A 21,010-nucleotide genomic window follows, 5' to 3' on the forward strand; every position below is an offset into this window, starting at 1 on the left:
CAGCTTTACCCTGAACTGAGTCTGTTGATGGTCAGGCAAGCCGGCTCTGCTGTCGCAATCTGCATGACTTGCCTGCTCCTGTCCGGACCGTTTGCGGCCGGGCAGGAGGCGGGACCGTCTGCCTATCGGATAAAGCCTTCGGATGTCGCGGTGCCTCCGGACGTCAAGCTTGGCCAGTATCAACGCACCACGCGTCCGTTCGAGAACTGGACCCTGATCTGCGACGAGAATCTGCAGGCCAGAAAGCGTGTGTGCAACATCAGCCAGTCCTTCGTCGACCAGAGCCAGGCCCCGGTCTTCAGCTGGACGCTGGCAGCCGATGAGAAGGGCAAGCCCTTCATGATATTGCGGACCCCGAGCCAAGCCGGTGCGGGAAGCAAGCTCTCGCTCAAGCTTGCCGGCCGCAAGCAGCCCGTCGACGTTCAACTGCAGGGCTGCGATGCGTCGGTTTGCGTCGGCTATCTGCCTGTAGGGCCGGCCCTTCGCGAGCAGATCGGAAAGGAAACCGTCGTCCAGGTTTCCTATTCGCTTCCGTCGGGAGCGACCGTCAGCCTGGATGCTCCCTTCAAGGGGCTGAAAACCGCGCTTTCGACCATCAAATAGAGAGACTTGAAATGACACGCCAATCCATCGAAGACAGAATCCTGGCGCGCGCCGAGCCGGTTGCGCTGTCGGAGCCACAGGGCTTGCAGCCACGCTCACAAGCCTGGCGCCTGGTACGAAACACCGCGCTGCTCGGCGCGTTCGCTATCCTGGTTGCGGCGGCGGTCGTCCTGTCGTTCCGTCTCTATCCCGCGCTCGGGACATTTGTCGCGGGCACGGCTTCCGCGCAAGCACAGGCGCCGGTGCAGGGCGAGCCGACGCAAGCCACGCCTTCGCCGGCAGACGCCTCGGCGAACAAGAATCCGTTTCAGGCGCATGTCGCCCAGGCGGGCGTGCGCACCTGCGCCAACCTCTTTGCCACGCTTGGAGAGGCTCTGACTGCCGGATCGACCTATGCGGTCCAGACGCAATGGGACAAGACCTCGCCCGATGCGCACGCCGTGCAGGCGGTCGCCGGGATGAGCTACAATCTGCCGGACTATAAGACGCAGGCTGTCGGCGTCGTCTTTGCCTCGCCTGTGGGCCAGACCTGCGAGGGCGGCTTCGTGCGGGTGGCTCCGTTCCAGAAGTCCTGTCAGGAGGTCGCGCAGACCCTACCGAAAGGCAGCGTTCCGGCGGACAATCTATCGAACACCAGCCTGTTCAACCTGGCCAACAATGGCGGCCAGGCCCTGCTGGTGCCCACCGGCAACACCTGCATCGTCGTCTCGGTCGCGCGCATGGGCGGATAGCGGCCAGGTACAGTCACCGATCTTGAACATCTGCAATCGGGAGCTACGAAAATGCTGATCGACCGTCGCCTCTCACTCCCGCTGCTGGCGGCACTGGCCGGGCTCACCATCGCCAGCCATGCCGCCGACCTGGTGGCGCCGCCGCCGGCTGAGACGGGCGAGGAAAAGGGCATCTGGGGCGCGATCGCCTATTCGCCGGATGACGGCCGTCACGGCTTCTTCTGGGGTGCCGACAAGCGCCAGGAAGCCGAAGACATCGCGCTCAAATATTGCGAGAACGCGGACGGCAAGGGCTGCAGGGTGGTCGAAGTGTTCCGCAACCACCGCCATTGGGACGATGATGACGGCACCGGCTTTCCCTATGAGCACTGCGCCGCTCTGTCGATCGGCAAGAGCCGTGGCGCGGCGACGCCGTTCTGGGCCGCGGCGTCGGCCACGACCCGCCGTGAGGCCGAGGACAAGGCGACGGCCCAATGCGGCGGCGAGCGGAAGGAGTGCAAGATCCGCGAGTGGGTCTGCACCTGATTTCGCGACGGCATTCGGTGGCTGAGAAGATCAGCCGACCTCGATGTTCATCTCGGCGATCAGCCGCTCGCGTCCGGCCAGCGAGCTCAGCGCCTTGTCGCCAAGCTCGCGGGCGACGAGGTTGAGCAGCGCCTCGCAAAACACGACATAGGCGCCCATGCTGTTCGAATAGAAGCTGCTGGCATGCGGGATGAAGAAGGCATGCTCGGCCGGAGGGACGAGCGGCGAGGATCGGGAGTCGGTGATCGCGATCACCTTCTGGCCGTTTGCCGCGGCAATGCGGCCAACCTCGGCGACGCTGCGCGTATAGGGCGCGCAACTGGCCGTGATGACGACGTCGCCCGCCTCGAGCTGTGACAGCGCCTCGGCCACGCCGAGGCGCGGCGCGTCGAGCAGAGCCACGTCCGAGCGCACCATCCCCAGGCAATAGGTGAGGAAGCTCGCCAGCGAATGGAACTGGCGGACGCCGTGCACCCGCACGCGGCGTGCGCTGGCCAGCAGCGCGGTTGCGCCTCTCAGCGAGGCGCCGTCCAACTGGCCGAGGAAGCCGTCGACATTCGCGGCCGTTTCGCGTGCCAGCCGCTCGAAGACCTCGGCTTCGGCGCCGCCCGCCGACGGCGTCGTCATCAGCCTTCCGGCCTGGCGGCTGTAGAAATATTGCTGGTCGTCGGCGATGGCCTTGCGGAAGACGGCCTGGAAATCGCTGAACCCTTCGAAGCCGAGACGCTTCGCCAGCCTGGTCAGCGTCGACGGATTGATGCCGAACTGATCGGCGAGTTCCGATATCGTGCGGACGGCGGACTGTTCGGGCGCCTCGACCAGCTTGGCGAAGACGTCATGCGCCTTGGAGCCGAGGGAAAAGCCCGCTTCGTCGCGGCCAACCGAGAGCGCCAACGCCCTCAGATCCTCGATGGTGCGCGGCGGCTCCGCGACGGCTTCCTCTGGCATTGTTTCCCGTTCACCCCGCGACAGGGACCAGCCCATCCCGCATGTCGAAGCGCGCTGCTTCGTGCTGTCCATCGTAGACAGCCCACTCGACCTTGTCAGCCCCGACGCGGAAGACGGCGCTGGCGAGCGTGTTCTCGACATCGCTGTCGGCCGGGTCCGTGCGGTAGATCGGCAGCTCCGGGTCGGCCGCGTCCCACAAGATGCCGAGCGCGCGGCGTTGCGGCTCGGACTGAGGCGTCTCATTCAGCAGCGCTTCGCCTCGTCGCTGGCGCACACCGGAGGAGCCAGTGACGATCTGCGACATGCGCCCGGTGTCGGCATGGATCAGGTGGTTCGAGTGAACGCGCGCCGCCTCGACGCGATCAACCGACAGGGCCTGCGCGGTGAACTCGACGCTGAGCAGCCGCTCATCGCCGGCCTGCGCCAGGGTCAGGTGAAAGGCGCCGGCGCGGGTCGCCGATTTGAGCAGCGCCAGCGCTGCGTCGAGGTCCGGTGCGTCGAGCACTGCGCGGGCAAGCACCATGCGCGGCGCTCCTGCGCCGCCAGCCAGCGGCCTGGTGTTGTTGACCGTCAGCACCAGCCTCGCCGACGTGGCAGCGAATGTGTGGCCGGGCAGCGAGCCGGGATAGACGAAGGCGGTGAATTGATTGCCGCCTTCGGACGTCACATGGGCCAGCGCGCAGTGGCCGGCGAAATCCGGGTCGCCGTCCTCGTTGTGGCCGATGACATGCGGGGACCCCGGTAGTTGCACCGTCGTGCAGCCATCGGGTGCCATTGCCCAGATGTCGCCGCGGCAGTTCCACAGGAAGACGTCGTCGAAAGCCAATTCAAGTCCGGCGGCGAGGCCCTGCAGCTCGGCCCAGTATCGGGGGAACCGCTCCCGCACGATCGTCGCCATCATGCCGATGCGTGGATCGGCGCGCCGAGCGTTTAGCTCGCGCCATGCGGGGGACGTCTGGAAATGGTCGTTGAGCGCCGCTCGGCCGAAACGCCCGAGAGCGGCCCCGACGTCGTAGGGCGAGCCCGAGACATCGATGAAGGAAAGCCGGCGGCCGGCGTCATGCGACATGCTGCAGAAACTCTTTCAAGCGAGGATTTTGCGGGTTCGCAAGCAGCTCCCGCGGCTCGCCGTCGACAGCAATCTTGCCGCCTTCCATGAAGATCAGTCTGGTCCCGACCTTGCGGGCAAAGGCCATCTCGTGAGTGACGACGATCATCGTCATGCCTTCCTCGGCCAGCGCCTGCATCACGCGCAGCACCTCATGCCTGAGCTCGGGATCGAGCGCCGAGGTCGGCTCGTCGAACAGCATCAGCTTCGGCTTGACGGCAAGCGCGCGCGCAATGGCGACGCGCTGCTGCTGGCCGCCGGAAAGCTCGCTCGGATAGTGATGCGCCCGTTCGGCAAGACCGACCTTGGCGAGCATCTCCAGCGCCTGCTTGCGTGCCTCCTGTCGCGTCTCGCCACGCACGCGGCGCGGACCGAAGGCGACGTTTTCCAGCGCCGTCATCTGCGGAAACAGGTTGAACTGCTGGAAGACCATGCCGGCTTCCTGGCGGATCAGGCGGACCTTGCGGCCGCCGGATTTGACGCTGATGCCGTCGACGACGAGGTCGCCGCCATTGATTTCCTCCAGCGCGTTGATGCAGCGAAGCAGCGTCGACTTGCCGGAGCCGGAGGGGCCGATCAGCACCACCTTCTCGCCGGGCTCGATCGACAGATCGACCTGATCGAGGATGGTAACCTGGCCGAAGCGCTTGGTGACTTTGTTGAACGCCACGATGCTCACAGGATGCGCATCCTCTTTTCGGTCAGCCTCAGAATGAGCGTAAGCGTGCCCGTCATGATCAGGTAGAACATCGCCACAGCCGACCAGATCTCGACGGCACGGAAGTTGGCCGCCATGATTTCCTGGCCTTGCCGGGTGAGCTCGCCGACGCCGATGACGATGAACAGAGAGGTGTCCTTCAGGCTGACGATGAACTGGTTGCCGAGCGCCGGAATCATGCGGCGGAAGGCAAGCGGGCCGATGATGTAGAAAAGCACTTTCCAGAACGGCAGGCCGAGCGCCAGGCCGGCCTCGCGCAATCCGCGATGGACGGAAAGGAAGGCGCCGCGCACGATCTCGGCGATATAGGCTCCGGCATTGATGATGATCGCCATGATCGCCGCCGCCAGCGGATTGATGCGGACATCCGCCAGGATCGGCAGCGCGAAATAGATGAACATCACTTGCACGATGATCGGCGTGCCGCGAATGATCTCGATATAGGCCATGGCGATGGCGTTGAGCACGATGTTGCCATAGGCGCGCGCCAGCCCGGCGGCGAAACCGATGACAAGGCCGCCGGCAAGACCGGCGAGCGCGATCAGCACGGTGAGGCGGGCGCCTTTAAACAGCTCGGGCAAGGCCTGCCAGATGACGGACCAGTCGAAATCCATGAGAGCCATCCTTCAGGGAAGGCACGCCGGCCATGCCGGCGCGCCAGGAGATCCAACGGGAAACCGGTGGATCAGATCCAAGGGGAACCCTTGTGATCAGCTCTTCGGGGGCTCGGTGCCGAACCACTTCTTGTAGATGGCCTCGTAGGTGCCGTCGCCCTTCAGCTTGGCGATCGAAGCATTGACCTTGGCGACGAGCGGGCTGCCCTTCGGGAAGGCGATGCCATATTGCTGAGCCATCATCTGCGGGCCGACGGTCTTCACTTTCCCCTGGCCGTTGGTCTTGATGTAGTAGAGCACGTTCGGGGTGTCGTGCATGGCGGCGTCGGCGCGCCCGGTCGCGACCTCGAGATAGGCGTTGTCGCTGTTCGGGAACAGGCGCAGCTCCGTACCCTTGAAATGCTCCTTGGCATAGTCGGTCGCCGACGTGCCGGTCTTAACGGCAAGCGTCTTGCCGACGAGATCGTCCGGACCCTTGATCGTGCTGTCGACCGGCACCATCAGAAGGAAGCCGCTGTCGTAGTAGCCGTCAGAGAAGTCGATGACCTTTTTGCGCTCGTCCTTGATTGTGATGCCGGCCAGGCCGACATCGACCTGCTTGGTCTGCAGCGCCGGGATGATGCCGTTGAAGTCCATCGGCTGCAGCGTGTAGGTCACGCCGATATCCTTGGCGATCGCGGCCCACAGGTCGATGTCGAAGCCGACATATTTGTCGCCTTCCTTGAACTCAAACGGAACGAAGGCGGTGTCGGTCGCCACGATCAGGTCGTCGGCGAAGGCCGGCTGACCGAAGACGAGCGTTGCCGCGACGGCAGCGGCGGCGGTGAGGCTTGCGAGTGCGAACTTCATTTTCGGGTTCCCCTTTTTGTTGGATTGCCCAGCAAGCGTAACACTGTCGATACGGCGGCGCAAATCAAAAATGCATTCTAATATAAAATGCACTTCATATTTGCAAAGTGCCGACGCATTAGGCACCCGACCACTGGCTTCGCAACGCGTCCGCGTCGGCGAGCGCGAGCCCGCAGGCTTCGACTGCCAGCCTTGTGGCCACGACGAGATCCTGGTTTCCGGAAGCCAGCGTCCCATCGGGGAGAAAGAGATTGTTCTCGAAACCAACGCGTGCATGTCCGCCGAGCAGAGCAGCAGCCGTCACGCAGGCCGCTTCCTGGTCGCCGAAGGCGCAGACCATCCAATGGCCGAAGGACGGATTGCCAGGCGCCAGGAACGGCAGCAAGTCGGCGGGCCGGGACGTCTGCCCGACCGTGTAGCGGCCGAGGACATAGAGAACCGGCAGATTGTCGAAGGGGATCAGGCCGCGACCCGCCAGCGCCGCGAGATAGCTCGCCTCCTCGGGCGTATAAAGGATGATCTGCGGCGTGACTTTTTCCACGCGCAGCGTTTCGAGAAACGAGGCGAAGGCCGCGTCATGTGTTGGGCCGGGCACGAACTCGCGCAAGGCAAGCGAAACCGCCTCCGGCCGCGTTTCCAGCACCACCCGCATCTGCTCTTCGGGCCGATAGAGGCCCAGCGCCTCGCTGGTGATCTGGAGAACGAGCCTCTCGCCGACGCTGGCCCTGATCGCTTCGGTCGCGGCTCGATAGGCATCGGCGTCGAGCAGATGGCGCCCGTCGCGGTCGCGGACATGGACATGGATCATGGCGGCGCCGGCCTCGAGCGAGGCGGCGGCCACATCAGCCAACTCACCTAGCGTGATCGGCAGGGCCGGGTGATCGGCCTTGGTGCGCCGGCCACCGTTTGGCGCCACGGCGATCGCCACGCGTTTTTGGTTCGGCATCGACTGCTCCATTTGTTGCACACAGACAATTTATGCAACATATATTGCACGATCATCCATTCGCGTCTATGGTCGCGGCATGATCCGCGCGCCACTTACCGATGCCATTGTCGAGGCCTTCGACGGCTTGCCCTCGCAGTTGCAGGACGCTGCCCGCTACCTTTTGGACAACCCCGAGGACGTCGCGCTGTTGTCGATGCGCGAGCAGGCGCGCCGTGCCGGCCTGCAGCCCTGGACGATGGTACGTCTCGCCAAGCGGTTGGGCTTCGACGGCTACGAGTCGCTGCGTTCGCTTTATGCCAATGCCATGCGGCAAGGCGAACTCGGCTTTGCCGGCAAAGCCGGCGCGCAGCTCGCGCACCAGCAGGAGGTTGGCGACCGGGCGTTGGCCGGCGAGATGGTGCGGTCGCTGGCGGAGCAGATCGCAAGGCTTGGCGAGCCCGAACAGCTCGACGCGCTTGCCACGGCGGCCGAGCGGCTCTACGCAGCACGCCGAATATTCTGCCTCGGGCTGCGTTCCAGCCATCCGGTCGTCGCGCATTTTTCCTATGTCATGTCCTTCCTCGGCGAGAAGGCGGTAATGCTGGACGGTGCCTCGGGAACTGGCACTGACGCCATCCGCCTCGCGACCGCCGAAGACGTCCTGTTCGTGGTCAGCGTCGCTCCCTACACCAGGCTCACCGTCGATCTTGCCCGCCGCGCCGCGGCGGATGGCGTGCCGGTCATCGCGCTGACCGACAGTGCCGTGTCGCCGCTCGTCGGGCTGGCGGCCATGTCGGTGCTGGTGCCGACGGAAAGCCCGTCCTTCTTCCATGCCATGGCGCCGGCCTTCGTCGTCGGCGAGATCCTCGTGGCGCTGGTCGCCGGCAAAGGCGGGGACAAGGCGCTGGCCGCCATCCGCCGCACCGAGGACCAGCTGTCGCAACTCGACATCCACATCTTGCCGCCGCGCGGCCGGAGGAAATCATGACCCATATCCTGCATCGCCAGATCAACGCTGTGCTGCCGGTCGCCAGCGGCGGCAAGGGCATCGAGCTCTTCGACAGCAACGGGCGCGCCTATATCGACGCGTCGGGTGGAGCAGCGGTATCCTGCCTCGGCCACGGCCATCCCGATGTTATCGCCGCCATGCACCGGCAGGCCGACACGCTTGCCTATGCCCATACCAGTTTCTTCACCAGCGACATCGCCGAAGCGCTTGCCGACCGGCTCGTTGCCGACGCGCCGGCCGGCATCAGTCATGCCTATTTCGTTTCCGGCGGCTCGGAAGCGGTCGAAGCGGCGCTCAAGATGGCGCGGCAATATTTCGTCGAGATCGGACAACCGCAGCGCCGCAACATCATCGCGCGCAAGCAGAGCTACCACGGCAACACGCTCGGCGCGCTGGCGACCGGCGGCAATGAATGGCGGCGCGCCCAGTTCCGGCCGCTGCTCATCGAAACGCATCACATTGATCCATGTTTTGCCTATCGCTTCCAGGAAGCCGGCGAGACCGACCGGGACTATGCCGCTCGCGCCGCGCAGGCCCTGGAGGACAAGATCATCGAGCTCGGACCGGAGACGGTTATGGCCTTCGTCGCCGAGACGGTGGTCGGGGCGACAGCGGGCGCGGTGCCGCCAGTGGCGGATTATTTCCGACGCATCCGTGAGATCTGCGACCGTTACGGCGTCCTCCTGATCCTCGACGAGGTGATGTGCGGCATGGGCCGCACCGGCACGCTGCACGCCTGCGAGCAGGATGGCGTCGCTCCCGACCTGATGACGGTCGCCAAGGGGCTGGGCGGCGGCTATCAGCCGATCGGCGCGGTGCTGCTTAGCCAGAAGATCTTCGACGCCTTCGCGAATGGTTCTGGTCTCTTCCAGCACGGCCACACCTATATCTGCCATCCGATGGCCTGCGCCGCCGCACTCGCCGTTCAGGACGTCATTTCCCGCGACAGGCTGCTCGACAATGTGGAGGCGATGGGCGCGCATCTGGCGCGCAGGCTGGGCGAACGTTTTGGCAACCATCCGCATATCGGCGATATTCGCGGGCGCGGCCTGTTCATGGGCGTCGAGCTTGTCGAGGACCGTTCGACCAAGCAGCCTTTCGATCCGAAGCGGAAGCTGCATGCGCGCATCAAGAAGGCGGCCATGGCGAATGGGCTTCTGGTCTATCCCATGGGCGGCACGATCGATGGCGCGGTTGGCGACCACGTGCTCCTGGCGCCACCCTTCATCTGCGACGTCGCGGCCATCGACGCGATCGTCGAGCGCCTAGATGACGCCATCGGCGAGGCATTGCGGAGCTAACCCATCGGCCGATCAGTTCGTCGGGCCAAGCCTACAGGCAGTCGCGCGGTTCACAGCGGAATGAGCGGCGCGACCTCGCGGTCGGACGGCCGCTCGCTCGCCGCCAGGCCGGCAAGCACGCCGGCGCGATCGGCGGCGTTGCGGTTCTGGCTCATCTTGCGTTTGCCTTCGAGCTTCGTGATCGGCATACGCAGGCCGACAATGCCCTTCAGCTGCGAATGGATGAAATCCGCAGGCGCGTCCGACACGGCCCAGGGGGCGCTGCGCTCGCCTTCATGCAAATTGGTCAGGCGGGTCACCACCTCGAGCAGCCGGTCGGCATCCTCGAAGAACTCGATCGGCCCATAGGCGTGCACGGCGACATAGTTCCAGGTTGGCACCACCTTCCCGGTCTCCTGCTTGGTTTGGTACCAGGCCGGCGTCACATAGGCGTCCGGTCCCATGAAGATGGCAAGGCCATCGCTCAGCGGCGGCACGCGCCATTGCGGGTTTGCCTTGGCGACATGGCCATAGATCACGCCACGCTCGCCTTCGCTGTCATCGAGGAAAAGCGGCAGCGGCGTCGCCAGCGGCCCTTCCGCCGTGGCGGTGACCAGCGTCGCGAGCCGGGCGGCCCGGATCGTGGCCGTGAGGCTCTCCTTGTCGTCGTCGCGGAAGGCGGGCGGGATGTACATGGCGAAACTCCTTGAGGACATAAATGCCTGAAGTCCGGCCTGCTTAGAACATCCTGTCGCGGAAGTTTTGTGTGGTCCAGTTTGAACAAGGACGGCGTCGCGCGCCGGATCATCCCGGTGATCAAGGAGCAGAATCATTTCCGTGACATCAGCGCAAACGCTGGAGATTGGTCGAGGCCGTCCCAACCTCGTCATTCTATGGCGGAGCAAGGAGCGAAGCGACGCGGCGCAGACCATAGAATCCATGCCGTGACTTGAAAGCGCCGCCACGGTGCTGGATTTTGCTCCGTTGCACGCCTTGGCGAAGGTAACGGCATGGATTCCAGGGTCTTCGCGACGGAGCTTCGCTCCTGCTCCGCCCTGGAATGACGATCGCGATGGGCGTTTCGGCCAATCTCCAAGGCATGCCAAACGGAGCCGACTGGTCAAAATCTCTGTTCAGTGCCGCCGCTGGAGCAACTTCAGGAAAGCGCGATGCGGTTCCCTGTCCGGAAGTGCCTGATTTCAAGACAAACGGTTAGGGCAGCTCAGCAAAACGCTGAGCAGCCCTAACCTATCGACGCTTCAGAAAATCTCGTTGGTGAGCCGCTTCACCGGACCGAGCAGGATCGAGCCGGTCGGCACGCCATTGTCGATCGGGATCGCCTGGCGATCCGGCATGTCCTCTTCCGGCGCGCCGATATTGGCCGTCACGATGACCGGCGTCTTGGTCGGCACGCGGTCGTAAAGGTCGATGATGTCCTGGTTGATCAGGCGCACGCAGCCCGACGACACCGACTTGCCGATCGACCACCATTCGGGCGATCCATGCAGGCGGTAGAGCGTGTCCTGGTTGCCCTGGAAGAGATAGAGCGCCCGCGCCCCGAGCGGGTTCTTCAGGCCGCCCGGCATGCCGCCATTCTTGGCGCTGTATTGCGTCAGCTCCGGCTGGCGCGCCACCATCTCGTCCGGCGGCGTCCATTTCGGCCATTTCTGCTTCCACTGCACGACCGCGTCGCCCGACCATTCGAAGCCGGCGCGGCCGAGGCCGACGCCGTAGCGGATCGCCTGGCCGCCCTCGCGCACCAGATAGAGGAAATGGCCCGTGGTATCGACTACGATGGTGCCCGGGCGCTGCCCGGTCGGATCGGGAACGATCTGGCGCAGGAATCTGTGATCGATCTTGTTCACCGGAATGGGCGGCAGGTCGAAGCCGTTGTCCGACATCGCGCCATACATCGTCTCATAATCGCCGAGCGGCGGCTCGACAGGGGCCTGAGGCGGCGGCGTCTGGATGGGTGCCGGGCCTTGATCGCTGGTCGTGGTGCAGGCGGACAGGGCGGCCGAAGCAGCGCCGAGGGCTGTGAAATTGAGGAAGCCGCGGCGGCTGATGCGGAAGGAAGCGTCTGACATGGTTGCCTTTTCTAGGTCTCAATTCGCAAGAAAGCATGAATGCGAGGGTTCCGTCGCCGGCGCCATCCATAACAATCGGGGCGATAGGCGGTTCCAATTCTGGCCTGAGGGTGGACAGAAAAAGGCGAAGCTGTGACCACGCCACAGCTGTTGCGCTGCAGCAACAGCGGGGTCAGGGCAGTTCGCCACTTCACGGAAACGCCAAACCGACCTTTCTTTTGTTTCGACGCGCTTCCGGACGGAAAACCGCTTCACACTTTTGCTGGAATTGCATCAGACACCTGCCAGCAGCCCGTCGAGCGACGGCAGGATCAGCCCTGGCGGAAAGTCGCGGTATTCATCCGGCTGGTTGGTCCGGTTGATCCAGACCGTACGGAAACCGAACTTCGTAGCGCCCGCTATGTCCCAGCGGTTCGACGACTGGAACGACACCGCTCCCGGATAGAGCCGCCAGCTGGTGACCACCATGTCGTAGACTGACGGGTCGGTCTTGAAGCGTTTGACCTGGTCGACCGAAAACACGTTGTCGAGGATCTGGTCGAGCGCTGCGGATTTGGCCGCGGCGTCGAGCATTTCCGGCGAACCATTGGAGAGGATCGCAAGCTTCGCGCCGGACGCCTTGAGCGCCTTCAGCACGGCCGGCACCTCCGGATAGCAATCAAGCCGCCAATAGGCTTCGAGCAGCTTCGTCCGCAGCGCCGGATCGGCCGACGGCACCTTGCGCAGCGCAAAATCGAGTGCCTGCTCGGTCAGTTGCCAGAAGTCGGTGTAAGAGCCCATCAGTGTGCGCACCCAGGAATATTCGAGCTGCTTGGCGCGCCAGATGTCCGACAGCAACTGGCCGTCAGGCCCGATCTCGCCGGCATGGCGGCGCACGGCGGCGTGCACGTCGAACAACGTGCCATAGGCGTCGAAGACATAGGCCGCATGATGCATGCTTGAGTTTTGCGGCGCGCGGGCCTGCCATGCAAGCATTGATTGCAGTCAAGTGCCTCTGGCCTCAACGATTTTTCCCGATGTCGGTTGACGCCGGCCGCCAAAGCATCGTCCTATGCCGGCCTGAAGTCATCGATGTGGACGGCAAACATGGCACTGGCGACGGCGGCGCAAACCGCGACTTGGACCTATGTGGACGGCGACTGGTACGAGGGCAACGTTGCCATTCTCGGACCGCGCAGCCACGCCATGTGGCTCGGCACCAGCGTCTTCGACGGCGGCCGCTGGTTCGAAGGCGTCGCGCCCGACCTCGATCTTCACGCCGCCCGCGTCAACGCGTCCGCCACGGCGCTCGGCCTGAAGCCGTCGATGACGACGCAGGAGATCGTCGGTCTGACCTGGGACGGCCTGAAGAAATTCGACGGCAAGACGGCGGTCTACATCAGGCCGATGTATTGGGCCGAGCATGGCGGCTATATGGGCGTGCCGGCCGATCCGGAGTCGACCCGCTTCTGCCTCTGCCTCTACGAGGCGCCGATGATTCCGCCCTCCGGTTTCTCGGTCACGGTGTCGCCGTTTCGCCGCCCGACCATCGAGACCATGCCCACCAACGCCAAGGCCGGCTGCCTTTACCCCAACAACGGCCGCGCCATCCTGGAAGCCAAGAACCGCGGCTTCGACAACGCGCTCGTGCTCGACATGCTGGGCAATGTCGCCGAGACCGGCACCTCCAACATCTTCCTGGTCAAGGACGGCCATGTGATGACGCCGGCGCCGAACGGCACGTTCCTGTCGGGCATCACCCGCTCGCGCACCATCAACCTGCTTGGCGACTACGGCTTCAGGACCATCGAGAAGACGCTGTCGGTTCGCGATTTCCTCGACGCCGACGAGATCTTCTCGACCGGAAACCATTCCAAGGTCGTGCCGGTCACGCGTATCGAGAGCCGCGACCTGCAGCCCGGGCCCGTGGCCAAGAAGGCGCGCGAGCTCTATTGGGAATGGGCGCATTCGACGTCCGCCGCCTGAGCCGCCGGAGTTTCACTGTTTCACGGAACGGCGACCCACTCTTTCTCCTGTTTGGCGCAATTCCGGAGGGAAAACCCTTTCACACTTTTCGGCGAATTGCTCTAAAGTCGCTCGGCGCTTCATTCCGGAGTTGCCCCAACCCATTCCAGACCTATCTAAGTTCGGCAGTTTCACCGGATTTTTTCCTCGAGGGAGTACCATCCATGGCTTTTGAGTTGCCCGCCTTGCCTTACGACTACGAGGCGCTTCAGCCCTATATGTCGAAGGAGACGCTGGAGTATCACCACGACAAGCACCACAAGGCCTATGTCGACAACGGCAACAAGCTGGCCGCTGAAGCCGGCCTTGGCGACCTGTCGGTCGAAGAAGTGGTCAAGCAGTCCTTCGGCAAGAATGCCGGGCTCTTCAACAACGCCGCCCAGCACTACAACCACATCCATTTCTGGAAGTGGATGAAGAAGGGCGGCGGCGGCAACAAGCTGCCCGGCGCGCTACAGACGGCCTTCGACAGCGATCTCGGCGGCTATGACAAGTTCAAGGCGGATTTCATTGCCGCCGGCACCACCCAGTTCGGCTCCGGCTGGGCCTGGGTCTCGGTCAAGAACGGCAAGCTGGAAATCTCCAAGACCCCGAACGGCGAGAACCCGCTGGTGCATGGCGGCTCACCGATCCTCGGCGTCGACGTCTGGGAGCACTCCTACTACATCGACTACCGCAATGCGCGGCCGAAATATCTCGAAGCCTTCGTCGACAGCCTGATCAACTGGGACCATGTCCTGGAACTCTATGAGAAGGCCAAAGGCTGATCAATCTTACTGAAAAGCCCCGGCATGCCGGGGCTTTTCTTTACCTGCCAACACAGCAGATTGATCGCGAGCGGCAAAATCGTGACGGCACCGGGGGAATATTTCCATGGTCGGGTCCGTTAACGTCCGGAGCAATTCCAGACGAGATGTGGAACAATTTTCCGTCCGGAATTGCGCCAACGAGGAGATAGAGCATTTCGCCGTGAAACGGTGAAATGCCGGTAGTCGCGAACTTTTTTCACCACGGAGCCAATTGAATGAGAAAGCTTGTCCTTGCCATCTCTATGCTCGCCTTTGCCGGTTCGGCCGCCTTTGCCGATCCGATCCAGGAGCGCCAGGCGCTGATGAAGGAGCGCGGCAAGCTCGCCGGCCAGCTGTCCAAGGTGGTCAAGGGCGAGGAGGATTTCGATGCGGCCGCCGTGCTGACGACGCTGAAGGCCCTGCAAGCCAATGCCGAGAAGTTCGATGCCGAAAAGCTCTTCCCAGCCGGCTCCGACAAGGGCGACACCACGGCAGCACCCAAGATCTGGGAAGACATGGCCGGCTTCAAGGCCGCCGAGGACAAGTTCCTGGCCAACACCAAGGAAGCGGTCGCCTCGCCGCCGGGCGATGTCGATGGTCTGAAGGCGCAGCTCAACACGCTGGGCGGCGATTGCGGCGCCTGCCATCAGAGCTACAGGATCAAGAAGGGCTGATCGCCTGATATGGCCTGGCTGAAGAAGCTCGTCGGCGCCGCCATCGTGCTTGGCGGGGCGGCGGCCGCCGCCGGCTGGGCCCTGTCGGCGCCGGTCAGGCTTGACGCCGGGGCCATCGCGCAGCTCGGCCCCGGCGACGCCGCCAAAGGCAAGCGCATCTTCTATGCAGGAGGCTGTACCTCTTGCCATTCCAAGCCTGGCGCCCAGGGCGACGCCCGGCTGCAGCTGGCCGGCGGGCTGGAACTGAAGACGCCGTTCGGCACCTTCGTGCCGCCCAACATCTCGCAGGACCGGAAGGACGGCATCGGCGCCTGGAGCGAGGAGGACTTCGCCAACGCCATGCTGAAGGGCGTCTCGCCTTCGGGCGAGCATTTCTATCCGGCCTTTCCCTATGCCTCCTACGCGCGCATGAAGCCGGCCGACATCGCCGATCTCTATGCTTTCATGAAGACGCTGCCGGCGGTCGCCGGCAAAGCGCCGGACCATAAGCTTTCCTTCCCCTTCAACATCCGCCGCGGCATCGGCCTGTGGAAATGGCTCTATCTCAGCCCCGAGCCGGTGATCGCGCTGCCCGACGGCACGCCGGACAAGGTGCTGGCCGGCCGCTACCTGGTCGAGGGACCCGGCCATTGCGGCGAATGCCATACGCCGCGCGATTTCGCCGGCGGCGTCAAGAAGGGCGAATGGCTCGCCGGCGCCGTGGCGGCCGAAGGCTCGGGCATCGTGCCCAACATCACTCCCGAGGGGAAGAGCATCAAGGACTGGTCGGAGGCCGATATCGCCAACTATCTCGAGACCGGCTTCACGCCCGATTTCGATTCCGTCGGCGGTGCCATGGTCGAGGTGCAAAAGAACATGGCGCAATTGACGGCGGACGACCGTGCAGCGATCGCCGCCTATCTCAAGGCTGTCCCACCGCATCCCAACGGCTATCCGGCGCGCAAGCCGGCGAGTTGAGAACTTTTATCTACGGGTGGCGGTCGCCCAGGAAATCGAAGCCGTTCTCGAAAAAGTGGTTGTAGTCGCAGGTCAGTTCCTCGCCGGGCGCGATATCGCGCAGCGCGTAGGTTTCCTCGGGCGAGGAGACGTCGCAGTTCGGCTCGTCGGCGTGGTTCATGTAACGCGCGTCATCCGCCTCGAAGACGATGTAGTTGGGGTCGCGCCGGTCCGGATAGGAATAGCGATCGAGATAAGACTTCACCGGCCCGCTCTCGCCCTCATAGGTGTCGACAGGAATGCGCCGGTCGAACCTTGGGTCGAGCTTCCAGATCAGCGTGCCCTTTGCAATGCGGTGTTTGGCGAAAACGCCGATGCCCTGGATGGGCGATTTGTCGAGATAGACGTCGACGAGCAGCATGACGAACCTTGTGAATGAACAGCCGGCGCGGTCCAAGGACCACGTCCAAAAAGCAGAGCATTGCGTAACCTGCGCCCTTGTCAATTGCGAGTGGAAAATCAGGTCTTCCCGGTCACTTTCAGGGCATAGGCGTAAATGTAGGCGATCTCTTCCAGCCGGGAGAAACGCCCCGAGGCGCCGGCGTGTCCGGAATCCATGTTGATCTTGAACAGGACCGGGTTGTCGCCCGCCTTGCGTTCGCGCAGCCGCGCCACCCATTTCGCCGGCTCCCAATAGGTGACACGCGGATCCGTGAGGCCCGCCAGCGCCAGGATCGGCGGGTAATCGATCGCCGCGACATTGTCATAGGGCGAATAGGCGGCGATCGTCTTGTAGTCGTCGGCAGACGCAATCGGGTTGCCCCATTCCGGCCATTCCGGCGGCGTCAGCGGCAGGCTGGCGTCGAGCATGGTGGTGAGCACGTCGACGAACGGCACCTCGGCGACGATGCCGCCGAAATCTTCCGGCGCCATGTTGGCGATCGCCCCCATCAGCATGCCGCCGGCGGAGCCGCCTTGCGCGACGATGCGGTCATGCTGCGTGTAACGCTCGGCGACGAGATGGCGGGCGCAGGCGATGAAATCGGTGAAGGTGTTCATCTTCTTCGCCCGCTTGCCGTCCTCGTACCAGCCATAGCCCTTGTCCTTGCCGCCGCGCACATGCGCGATGGCGTAGACGAAGCCGCGGTCGACCAGCGACAGGCAATTGGTGTTGAAGGCGGAAGGCACCGTGATGCCGTAGGAGCCGTAGCCGTAGAGCAGGCACGGTGCCGAGCCGTCGAGCGGCGTGTCGCGATGGTAGAGCAGCGAGATCGGCACCAGCTCGCCGTCGGCGGCCGGCGCCATCAGCCGGCGCGTGACATAGTGCTCCGGATCGTGGCCGGAGGGCACTTCCTGCGTCTTCAGGAGCACGCGCTCGCGGCTGCGCATATTGTAGTCGAACACCTGCGCCGGCGTCGTCATCGACGAATAGGTGAAGCGCATCGTCTCGGTGTCGTATTCGTAGGAGCCGGAAAGGCCGAGCGAGAAAGCCTCCTCGTCGAAGGAGATGAAATGCTCCTCGCCGCTGGCGCGCTCGCGCACCACGATGCGCGGCAGGCCGTCCTTACGCTCTAGCCTGACCATGTGGTGCTTGAAACCGAGCACCGAGAGGATCAGCCGTCCCGGCTCGTGCGGCACCAGTTCCTGCCAGTTGGCGCGCACCGGATTGTCGACCGGCGCGGTCATGATCTTGAAGTCCTTGGCGCCGTCGGCGTTGGTCAGGATGAAGAAGACGTCGCCGCCTTCTTCCAGGTCGTATTGCAGCCCGGCCTCCCGCACCGCTACCAGCCTGGGCGCCGCTGAAGGATCATCGGCCGGCAGAAGCCGGTACTCGGACGTCTCATGGTCGTTGATGCCGATCAGGATCCAGTCATTGGCGCGCGTGCCGCTGACATCCATGAAGAAGCCCGGATCGGTCTCCTCATAGATCAGGCGGTCGTTCTCCGGCTTGTCGCCGACCTTGTGGAAGAACACTTTCGACGGGCGATGGTTGTCGTCGAGGCGGGTGTAGAAGAAGCCGTCATCGCCGGCATTCCAAACCCCGCCGCCGCCCGTATCCGGGATCAGGTCACCAAGATCGGTGCCACCGGCAATATCGCGCACGCGCAGCGTGAAGAATTCCGAGCCCTTGTCGTCGAACGCCCAGATGAGCTTCTTGTGGTCCGCTGAATGGTCGACGCCGCCGAGCCGGAAATAGGCTTTGCCCTCGGCCTCCGCGTCGCCATCGAGCAGGATTTCCTCGCTGCCGCCATCGCGCGACGTGCGGAAATAGCGCGGCTGCTCGCCGCCCTGCCGGAAGGAAGAGCCGTAGGCATAGGGGCCGTCCTTCATCGGCACCGTCGAGTCGTCTTCCTTGATGCGTCCCTTCATCTCGGCAAACAGCTTGCCGCGCAGATCCGCGGTGCCGGCCATCAGAACGGCCTGATAGGCGTTCTCGGCCTCGAGATGGGCTCGAATCCGGCCGTCGAGCAAAGAAGGGTCGCGGAACACGGCCTGCCAGTTGTCGGCCCGCATCCAAGCATAGTCGTCGCTGCGGGTGATGCCGTGATGCGTGTCGGCCACCGGATGTTTCTCAGGCGTCGGTGGGCTGGCGGCCGGGAAGGCGGGAGTCAGGGCGGAAGTGCTGGTCATTACGTCTCGCTGCGGAATTTGCTTGAATGACGAATGAACACGCCGCTCAGCGGCGGTTCAAGGGGCGCGGCTCAAGATGGTCTACAGAAGCCAAGTCGAAGGGGGAAAGATGAAATCCTGTGTTGCTACCGCTATGTCCGTCGCCGTCCTCGCGGCGGGTCTGGCTTTTTCCAGTCCGTCTCATGCAACCGTCTTTGCCGCCTGGCAAGTGGCGGGCGTGCCGTTCGGCGACACGCTCAACGCGCGAAAATATCCCTCCAACGCATCGCAAAAACAGGCCGCCTATCCGAACGGCACCGTGCTGCAGATGACCGGCCGCTGCACAGGTGGCGTAAATCTGCTCGACATTGCCCGGCAGCCGCAATGGAAGCAGCGCCAGGCGATCCGCTATCGCTGGTGCGAGGTGTGGCACGACCCGGCGCAGAATGGCCATTTCGTCACCGGCTGGGTCTACGGCAAATATATCGCGCCTTATTGACCGACCGTCGGCTCGCCTTGTCGAGCCGGCTGGCAGGGCAGCCTGCCTGCGCTACGTTGCGCCACAGGATTCATCGTGCTGGCGCAACAGGCATCCAAGCATTGGTCAAGCATCGCGGGCCATGTCGTGTGGCGATCGGATGTCTAACATGCGGGTGACGCAACGTCATGGCATGCTGGTCTGGCCAGAAAAATCTCGCGAAGTTACACGCCGCACGAATTTTTGAAGCTGAAACGGCAATATTTGCTGAATATCGCCCAATATAAGTCAATATGCGAATTGACTTACTTGCGATGCGGCGTCATTAAGATGACCGACGCGAATCGCAGGGTTTTCCTGAATGAAATTCGCGCGATGCCCGACCTCGGAAAAAAGGGCGTAATTTTAGAAACAACTCTCGTTGGGGCCTGAGCACTATGGAAATCGTCGAAACACCTTCCAAAAACGGTGATGCGCTGATCGAGCTGACCGCCGATGTCGTCGCCGCCTATGTCAGCAACAACCCGGTGCCCGTTGGGGAATTGCCGAACCTTATCGCCGACGTCCATGCCGCGTTGGGCCGTGTCGGTGGTTCGCCGGAGCAGCCGTCGGCCGAGAAGCAGAAGCCGGCCGTCAATCCCAAGCGCTCCGTCCATGACGACTATATCGTCTGTCTCGAGGACGGAAAGAAGTTCAAATCGCTGAAGCGTCACCTGATGACCCATTACCATCTCACGCCGGAAGAATACCGTGAGAAGTGGGGGCTGGACGCCAACTATCCGATGGTCGCCCCCAATTACGCGGCTGCCCGCTCGCAGCTCGCCAAGAAGATGGGTCTGGGCCGCAAGCGCAAGGGCCGCTGATCGGCTTCGTTCCTCAAGCAAAGTTCGACGGCGCCCTTGCGGCGCCGTTTTGCTTTTTGAATAGCGAAGACGATATGGACCGGATCAGGCCGTCTGCTTCAGCGCCGCTTCCGCGTCGCGCTTGATGCGCTTGACCATCGAACGCAGGCCGTTGGCGCGTTGCGGCGACAGATGCTCGTCCAGCCCGAGCTCCTTCAGCGTCGCTTCAGCATCCGTGCTCTGGATCTCGCTTGCCCGCCGGCCCGAAAACAGCGCCAGCATGATGGCGACGAGGCCGCGCACGATGTGTGCGTCCGAATCGCCCTGGAAGCTGATCACCGGATCGGCGCCCGCTCCCTGCTCGGTGGTGAGCCACACCTGGCTGACGCAGCCGGGCACCTTGTTCGCGGCCGTGCGCTCCTCCTCAGGAAAGGGCGGCAGGCCCTCGCCGAGCTCGATCACATAGCGATAGCGGTCCTCCCACTCGTCGAGCAGGGAAAAGTCGTCGCGGATCGTCTGGATCGGGGTGGTCATGGCCCGCATATAGTGGCGCGGCACCGCCGCGTCACGGAAAAAGAAAGACGCCGCGGGCGTCGAGAGGTCGGACGGGCCCGCGGCGTAGCCAAGTGGCGGCTGAAGATTGTCTCAGTTCTTGGAAGTCAACAGCACTGGTATATTGACCTTGGCGGGCAGCACGATGTCCTCGGCGACGCTGCCGGTGGTCATCTTGGCCGTGTCCGCAACCTTCGTCTCGGCCGCGCCTGCCTGCTCCGATTTGTCGTCGATCATGGCGGCGGCGATCTTGGCCGTTTCCTGAGCCCGGACTGTAATGGTGTACATGGCAGATTTGCCGGTTTCGCAGACATCGGGCTTGCGCTCGCACAGCCCCGCAATGTCACCCACTGCCTCGCGCGCCGCGAACAGCGCCTGGATCGGCCCGACGCTCTGCTGGCCGTCCTCGCCCGGACCGACGCCGAGCGGCAGCGCCAGCAGCACCAGCGAAAACCAGAAAGCCATCCTGATCAGAAAGCCCATCTCACTTGCCTCTCGTGCGGGATGGATCCTGCATCCATCCGTGACGGATCATGCATCCATCGGCATGACCTCTTTTATGGGCACGATAATGGCACGGTCACGCAAAGGACGGCTTGCCTCGAAACCGTGAATTTATCTCAAATTTTAGGCGAATTCGAAAGGAATTGGTTTTGAAGCGGACTTGTGTCGAATCTCATCGCCAGCATTAACTTTACGATAACCATATATCGCGTTGTTATTGAA

At 63.5% G+C, this 21,010-nt stretch carries 24 protein-coding genes; 11 read left to right on the forward strand and 13 right to left on the reverse strand.

Going from position 1 to position 21,010, the window contains the following annotated elements; genetic code table 11:
* The first annotated feature begins 63 nt into the window (after positions 1–63).
* The 3 genes from EOA23_RS16995 to EOA23_RS17005 are packed head-to-tail and all read left to right on the forward strand — an operon-like array spanning position 64 to position 1,859.
* Positions 64–603: an invasion associated locus B family protein gene (locus tag EOA23_RS16995; protein WP_292231656.1), complete on the forward strand. Its 540-nt coding sequence runs from the start codon at positions 64–66 to the stop codon at positions 601–603.
* An 11-nt stretch (positions 604–614) separates the two neighbouring features.
* The gene (locus EOA23_RS17000) at positions 615–1,334 is read left to right on the forward strand and encodes a hypothetical protein (RefSeq protein WP_127304984.1); all 720 of its coding nucleotides are present in this window, start codon (positions 615–617) and stop codon (positions 1,332–1,334) included.
* Between the two features lie 51 nt (positions 1,335–1,385).
* Complete coding sequence (locus tag EOA23_RS17005; protein WP_127304985.1) at positions 1,386–1,859, forward strand: DUF4189 domain-containing protein; 474 nt, start codon at positions 1,386–1,388, stop codon at positions 1,857–1,859.
* A 30-nt stretch (positions 1,860–1,889) separates the two neighbouring features.
* Here the strand turns inward: EOA23_RS17005 and EOA23_RS17010 are convergent, their stop codons facing one another.
* From EOA23_RS17010 to EOA23_RS17035, 6 genes are all read right to left on the reverse strand, one after another.
* The gene (locus EOA23_RS17010) at positions 1,890–2,807 is read right to left on the reverse strand and encodes a MurR/RpiR family transcriptional regulator (protein WP_127304986.1); all 918 of its coding nucleotides are present in this window, start codon (positions 2,805–2,807) and stop codon (positions 1,890–1,892) included.
* Between the two features lie 10 nt (positions 2,808–2,817).
* The gene (locus EOA23_RS17015; protein ID WP_127304987.1) at positions 2,818–3,876 is read right to left on the reverse strand and encodes a C45 family peptidase; all 1,059 of its coding nucleotides are present in this window, start codon (positions 3,874–3,876) and stop codon (positions 2,818–2,820) included.
* The gene (glnQ, locus tag EOA23_RS17020; protein WP_126061996.1) at positions 3,866–4,594 is read right to left on the reverse strand and encodes a glutamine ABC transporter ATP-binding protein GlnQ; all 729 of its coding nucleotides are present in this window, start codon (positions 4,592–4,594) and stop codon (positions 3,866–3,868) included. Before glnQ ends, EOA23_RS17015 begins: the two co-directional genes overlap by 11 nt.
* The gene (gene glnP / locus EOA23_RS17025; protein WP_127304988.1) at positions 4,591–5,247 is read right to left on the reverse strand and encodes a glutamine ABC transporter permease GlnP; all 657 of its coding nucleotides are present in this window, start codon (positions 5,245–5,247) and stop codon (positions 4,591–4,593) included. The genes glnQ and glnP overlap by 4 nt, the downstream gene beginning before the upstream one ends.
* A 96-nt stretch (positions 5,248–5,343) precedes the next feature.
* The gene (gene glnH / locus EOA23_RS17030; protein ID WP_126061995.1) at positions 5,344–6,096 is read right to left on the reverse strand and encodes a glutamine ABC transporter substrate-binding protein GlnH; all 753 of its coding nucleotides are present in this window, start codon (positions 6,094–6,096) and stop codon (positions 5,344–5,346) included.
* A gap of 118 nt (positions 6,097–6,214) precedes the next feature.
* Positions 6,215–7,042 (reverse strand): 3-keto-5-aminohexanoate cleavage protein, encoded by an 828-nt coding sequence (locus tag EOA23_RS17035; protein ID WP_245474219.1) that lies wholly within the window; start codon positions 7,040–7,042, stop codon positions 6,215–6,217.
* A gap of 79 nt (positions 7,043–7,121) precedes the next feature.
* Here EOA23_RS17035 and EOA23_RS17040 point away from each other — a divergent pair, with 79 nt between their 5' ends.
* The gene (locus tag EOA23_RS17040; protein WP_127304990.1) at positions 7,122–8,012 is read left to right on the forward strand and encodes a MurR/RpiR family transcriptional regulator; all 891 of its coding nucleotides are present in this window, start codon (positions 7,122–7,124) and stop codon (positions 8,010–8,012) included.
* A complete protein-coding gene (locus tag EOA23_RS17045; protein ID WP_127304991.1) occupies positions 8,009–9,334 on the forward strand; it encodes an aspartate aminotransferase family protein in 1,326 nt (441 codons plus the stop codon). Before EOA23_RS17040 ends, EOA23_RS17045 begins: the two co-directional genes overlap by 4 nt.
* Positions 9,335–9,384: 50 nt before the next feature.
* Here the strand turns inward: EOA23_RS17045 and EOA23_RS17050 are convergent, their stop codons facing one another.
* The 3 genes from EOA23_RS17050 to EOA23_RS17060 all read right to left on the reverse strand — a co-directional run bounded on the left by EOA23_RS17050 (position 9,385) and on the right by EOA23_RS17060 (position 12,336).
* Positions 9,385–10,008, reverse strand: a complete 624-nt coding sequence (locus EOA23_RS17050; RefSeq protein ID WP_127304992.1) for an FMN-binding negative transcriptional regulator — start codon at positions 10,006–10,008, stop codon at positions 9,385–9,387.
* Between the two features lie 564 nt (positions 10,009–10,572).
* Positions 10,573–11,400, reverse strand: coding sequence for a L,D-transpeptidase (locus EOA23_RS17055; protein WP_126061990.1), 828 nt, complete (start codon positions 11,398–11,400; stop codon positions 10,573–10,575).
* 273 nt (positions 11,401–11,673) lie between these two features.
* Positions 11,674–12,336 carry a haloacid dehalogenase type II gene (locus tag EOA23_RS17060; RefSeq protein WP_126061989.1) on the reverse strand — a complete coding sequence of 221 codons (663 nt, stop codon included), beginning with the start codon at positions 12,334–12,336 and terminating at the stop codon, positions 11,674–11,676.
* Positions 12,337–12,486: 150 nt separating this feature from the next.
* Here EOA23_RS17060 and EOA23_RS17065 point away from each other — a divergent pair, with 150 nt between their 5' ends.
* The 4 genes from EOA23_RS17065 to EOA23_RS17080 all read left to right on the forward strand — a co-directional run bounded on the left by EOA23_RS17065 (position 12,487) and on the right by EOA23_RS17080 (position 15,823).
* The gene (locus EOA23_RS17065; RefSeq protein WP_127304993.1) at positions 12,487–13,365 is read left to right on the forward strand and encodes a branched-chain amino acid aminotransferase; all 879 of its coding nucleotides are present in this window, start codon (positions 12,487–12,489) and stop codon (positions 13,363–13,365) included.
* A gap of 203 nt (positions 13,366–13,568) precedes the next feature.
* A complete protein-coding gene (locus tag EOA23_RS17070) occupies positions 13,569–14,171 on the forward strand; it encodes a superoxide dismutase (protein ID WP_126061987.1) in 603 nt (200 codons plus the stop codon).
* Positions 14,172–14,428: 257 nt separating this feature from the next.
* A complete protein-coding gene (locus EOA23_RS17075; protein ID WP_042641989.1) occupies positions 14,429–14,866 on the forward strand; it encodes a cytochrome c in 438 nt (145 codons plus the stop codon).
* A gap of 9 nt (positions 14,867–14,875) precedes the next feature.
* Entirely contained in the window at positions 14,876–15,823 is a 948-nt protein-coding gene (locus EOA23_RS17080) for a cytochrome c (RefSeq protein WP_127304994.1), read from the forward strand.
* 10 nt (positions 15,824–15,833) lie between these two features.
* On the opposite strand, the gene EOA23_RS17085 is transcribed toward EOA23_RS17080, so the two are convergent.
* Together EOA23_RS17085 and EOA23_RS17090 are read right to left on the reverse strand one after the other, a co-directional pair.
* The gene (locus EOA23_RS17085; protein ID WP_042642111.1) at positions 15,834–16,223 is read right to left on the reverse strand and encodes an SET domain-containing protein-lysine N-methyltransferase; all 390 of its coding nucleotides are present in this window, start codon (positions 16,221–16,223) and stop codon (positions 15,834–15,836) included.
* A 98-nt stretch (positions 16,224–16,321) separates the two neighbouring features.
* Positions 16,322–18,433, reverse strand: coding sequence for a S9 family peptidase (locus tag EOA23_RS17090; protein WP_127304995.1), 2,112 nt, complete (start codon positions 18,431–18,433; stop codon positions 16,322–16,324).
* A 133-nt stretch (positions 18,434–18,566) separates the two neighbouring features.
* Between EOA23_RS17090 and EOA23_RS17095 the strand changes: the two genes are divergently transcribed.
* On the forward strand, positions 18,567–18,911 hold the full coding sequence (locus EOA23_RS17095; RefSeq protein ID WP_245474221.1) for an SH3 domain-containing protein: 345 nt from the start codon (positions 18,567–18,569) through the stop codon (positions 18,909–18,911).
* A 416-nt stretch (positions 18,912–19,327) separates the two neighbouring features.
* On the forward strand, positions 19,328–19,753 hold the full coding sequence (locus tag EOA23_RS17100) for a MucR family transcriptional regulator (protein WP_126061983.1): 426 nt from the start codon (positions 19,328–19,330) through the stop codon (positions 19,751–19,753).
* An 84-nt stretch (positions 19,754–19,837) separates the two neighbouring features.
* Here the strand turns inward: EOA23_RS17100 and EOA23_RS17105 are convergent, their stop codons facing one another.
* Positions 19,838–20,266, reverse strand: a complete 429-nt coding sequence (locus EOA23_RS17105; protein ID WP_042642114.1) for a SufE family protein — start codon at positions 20,264–20,266, stop codon at positions 19,838–19,840.
* Between the two features lie 111 nt (positions 20,267–20,377).
* Positions 20,378–20,767, reverse strand: coding sequence for a DUF5330 domain-containing protein (locus EOA23_RS17110; RefSeq protein WP_126061981.1), 390 nt, complete (start codon positions 20,765–20,767; stop codon positions 20,378–20,380).
* Positions 20,768–21,010 lie beyond the last annotated feature (243 nt).

The sequence above is a fragment of the Mesorhizobium sp. M2A.F.Ca.ET.042.01.1.1 genome (assembly GCF_003997405.1).
Lineage (GTDB): Bacteria > Pseudomonadota > Alphaproteobacteria > Rhizobiales > Rhizobiaceae > Mesorhizobium.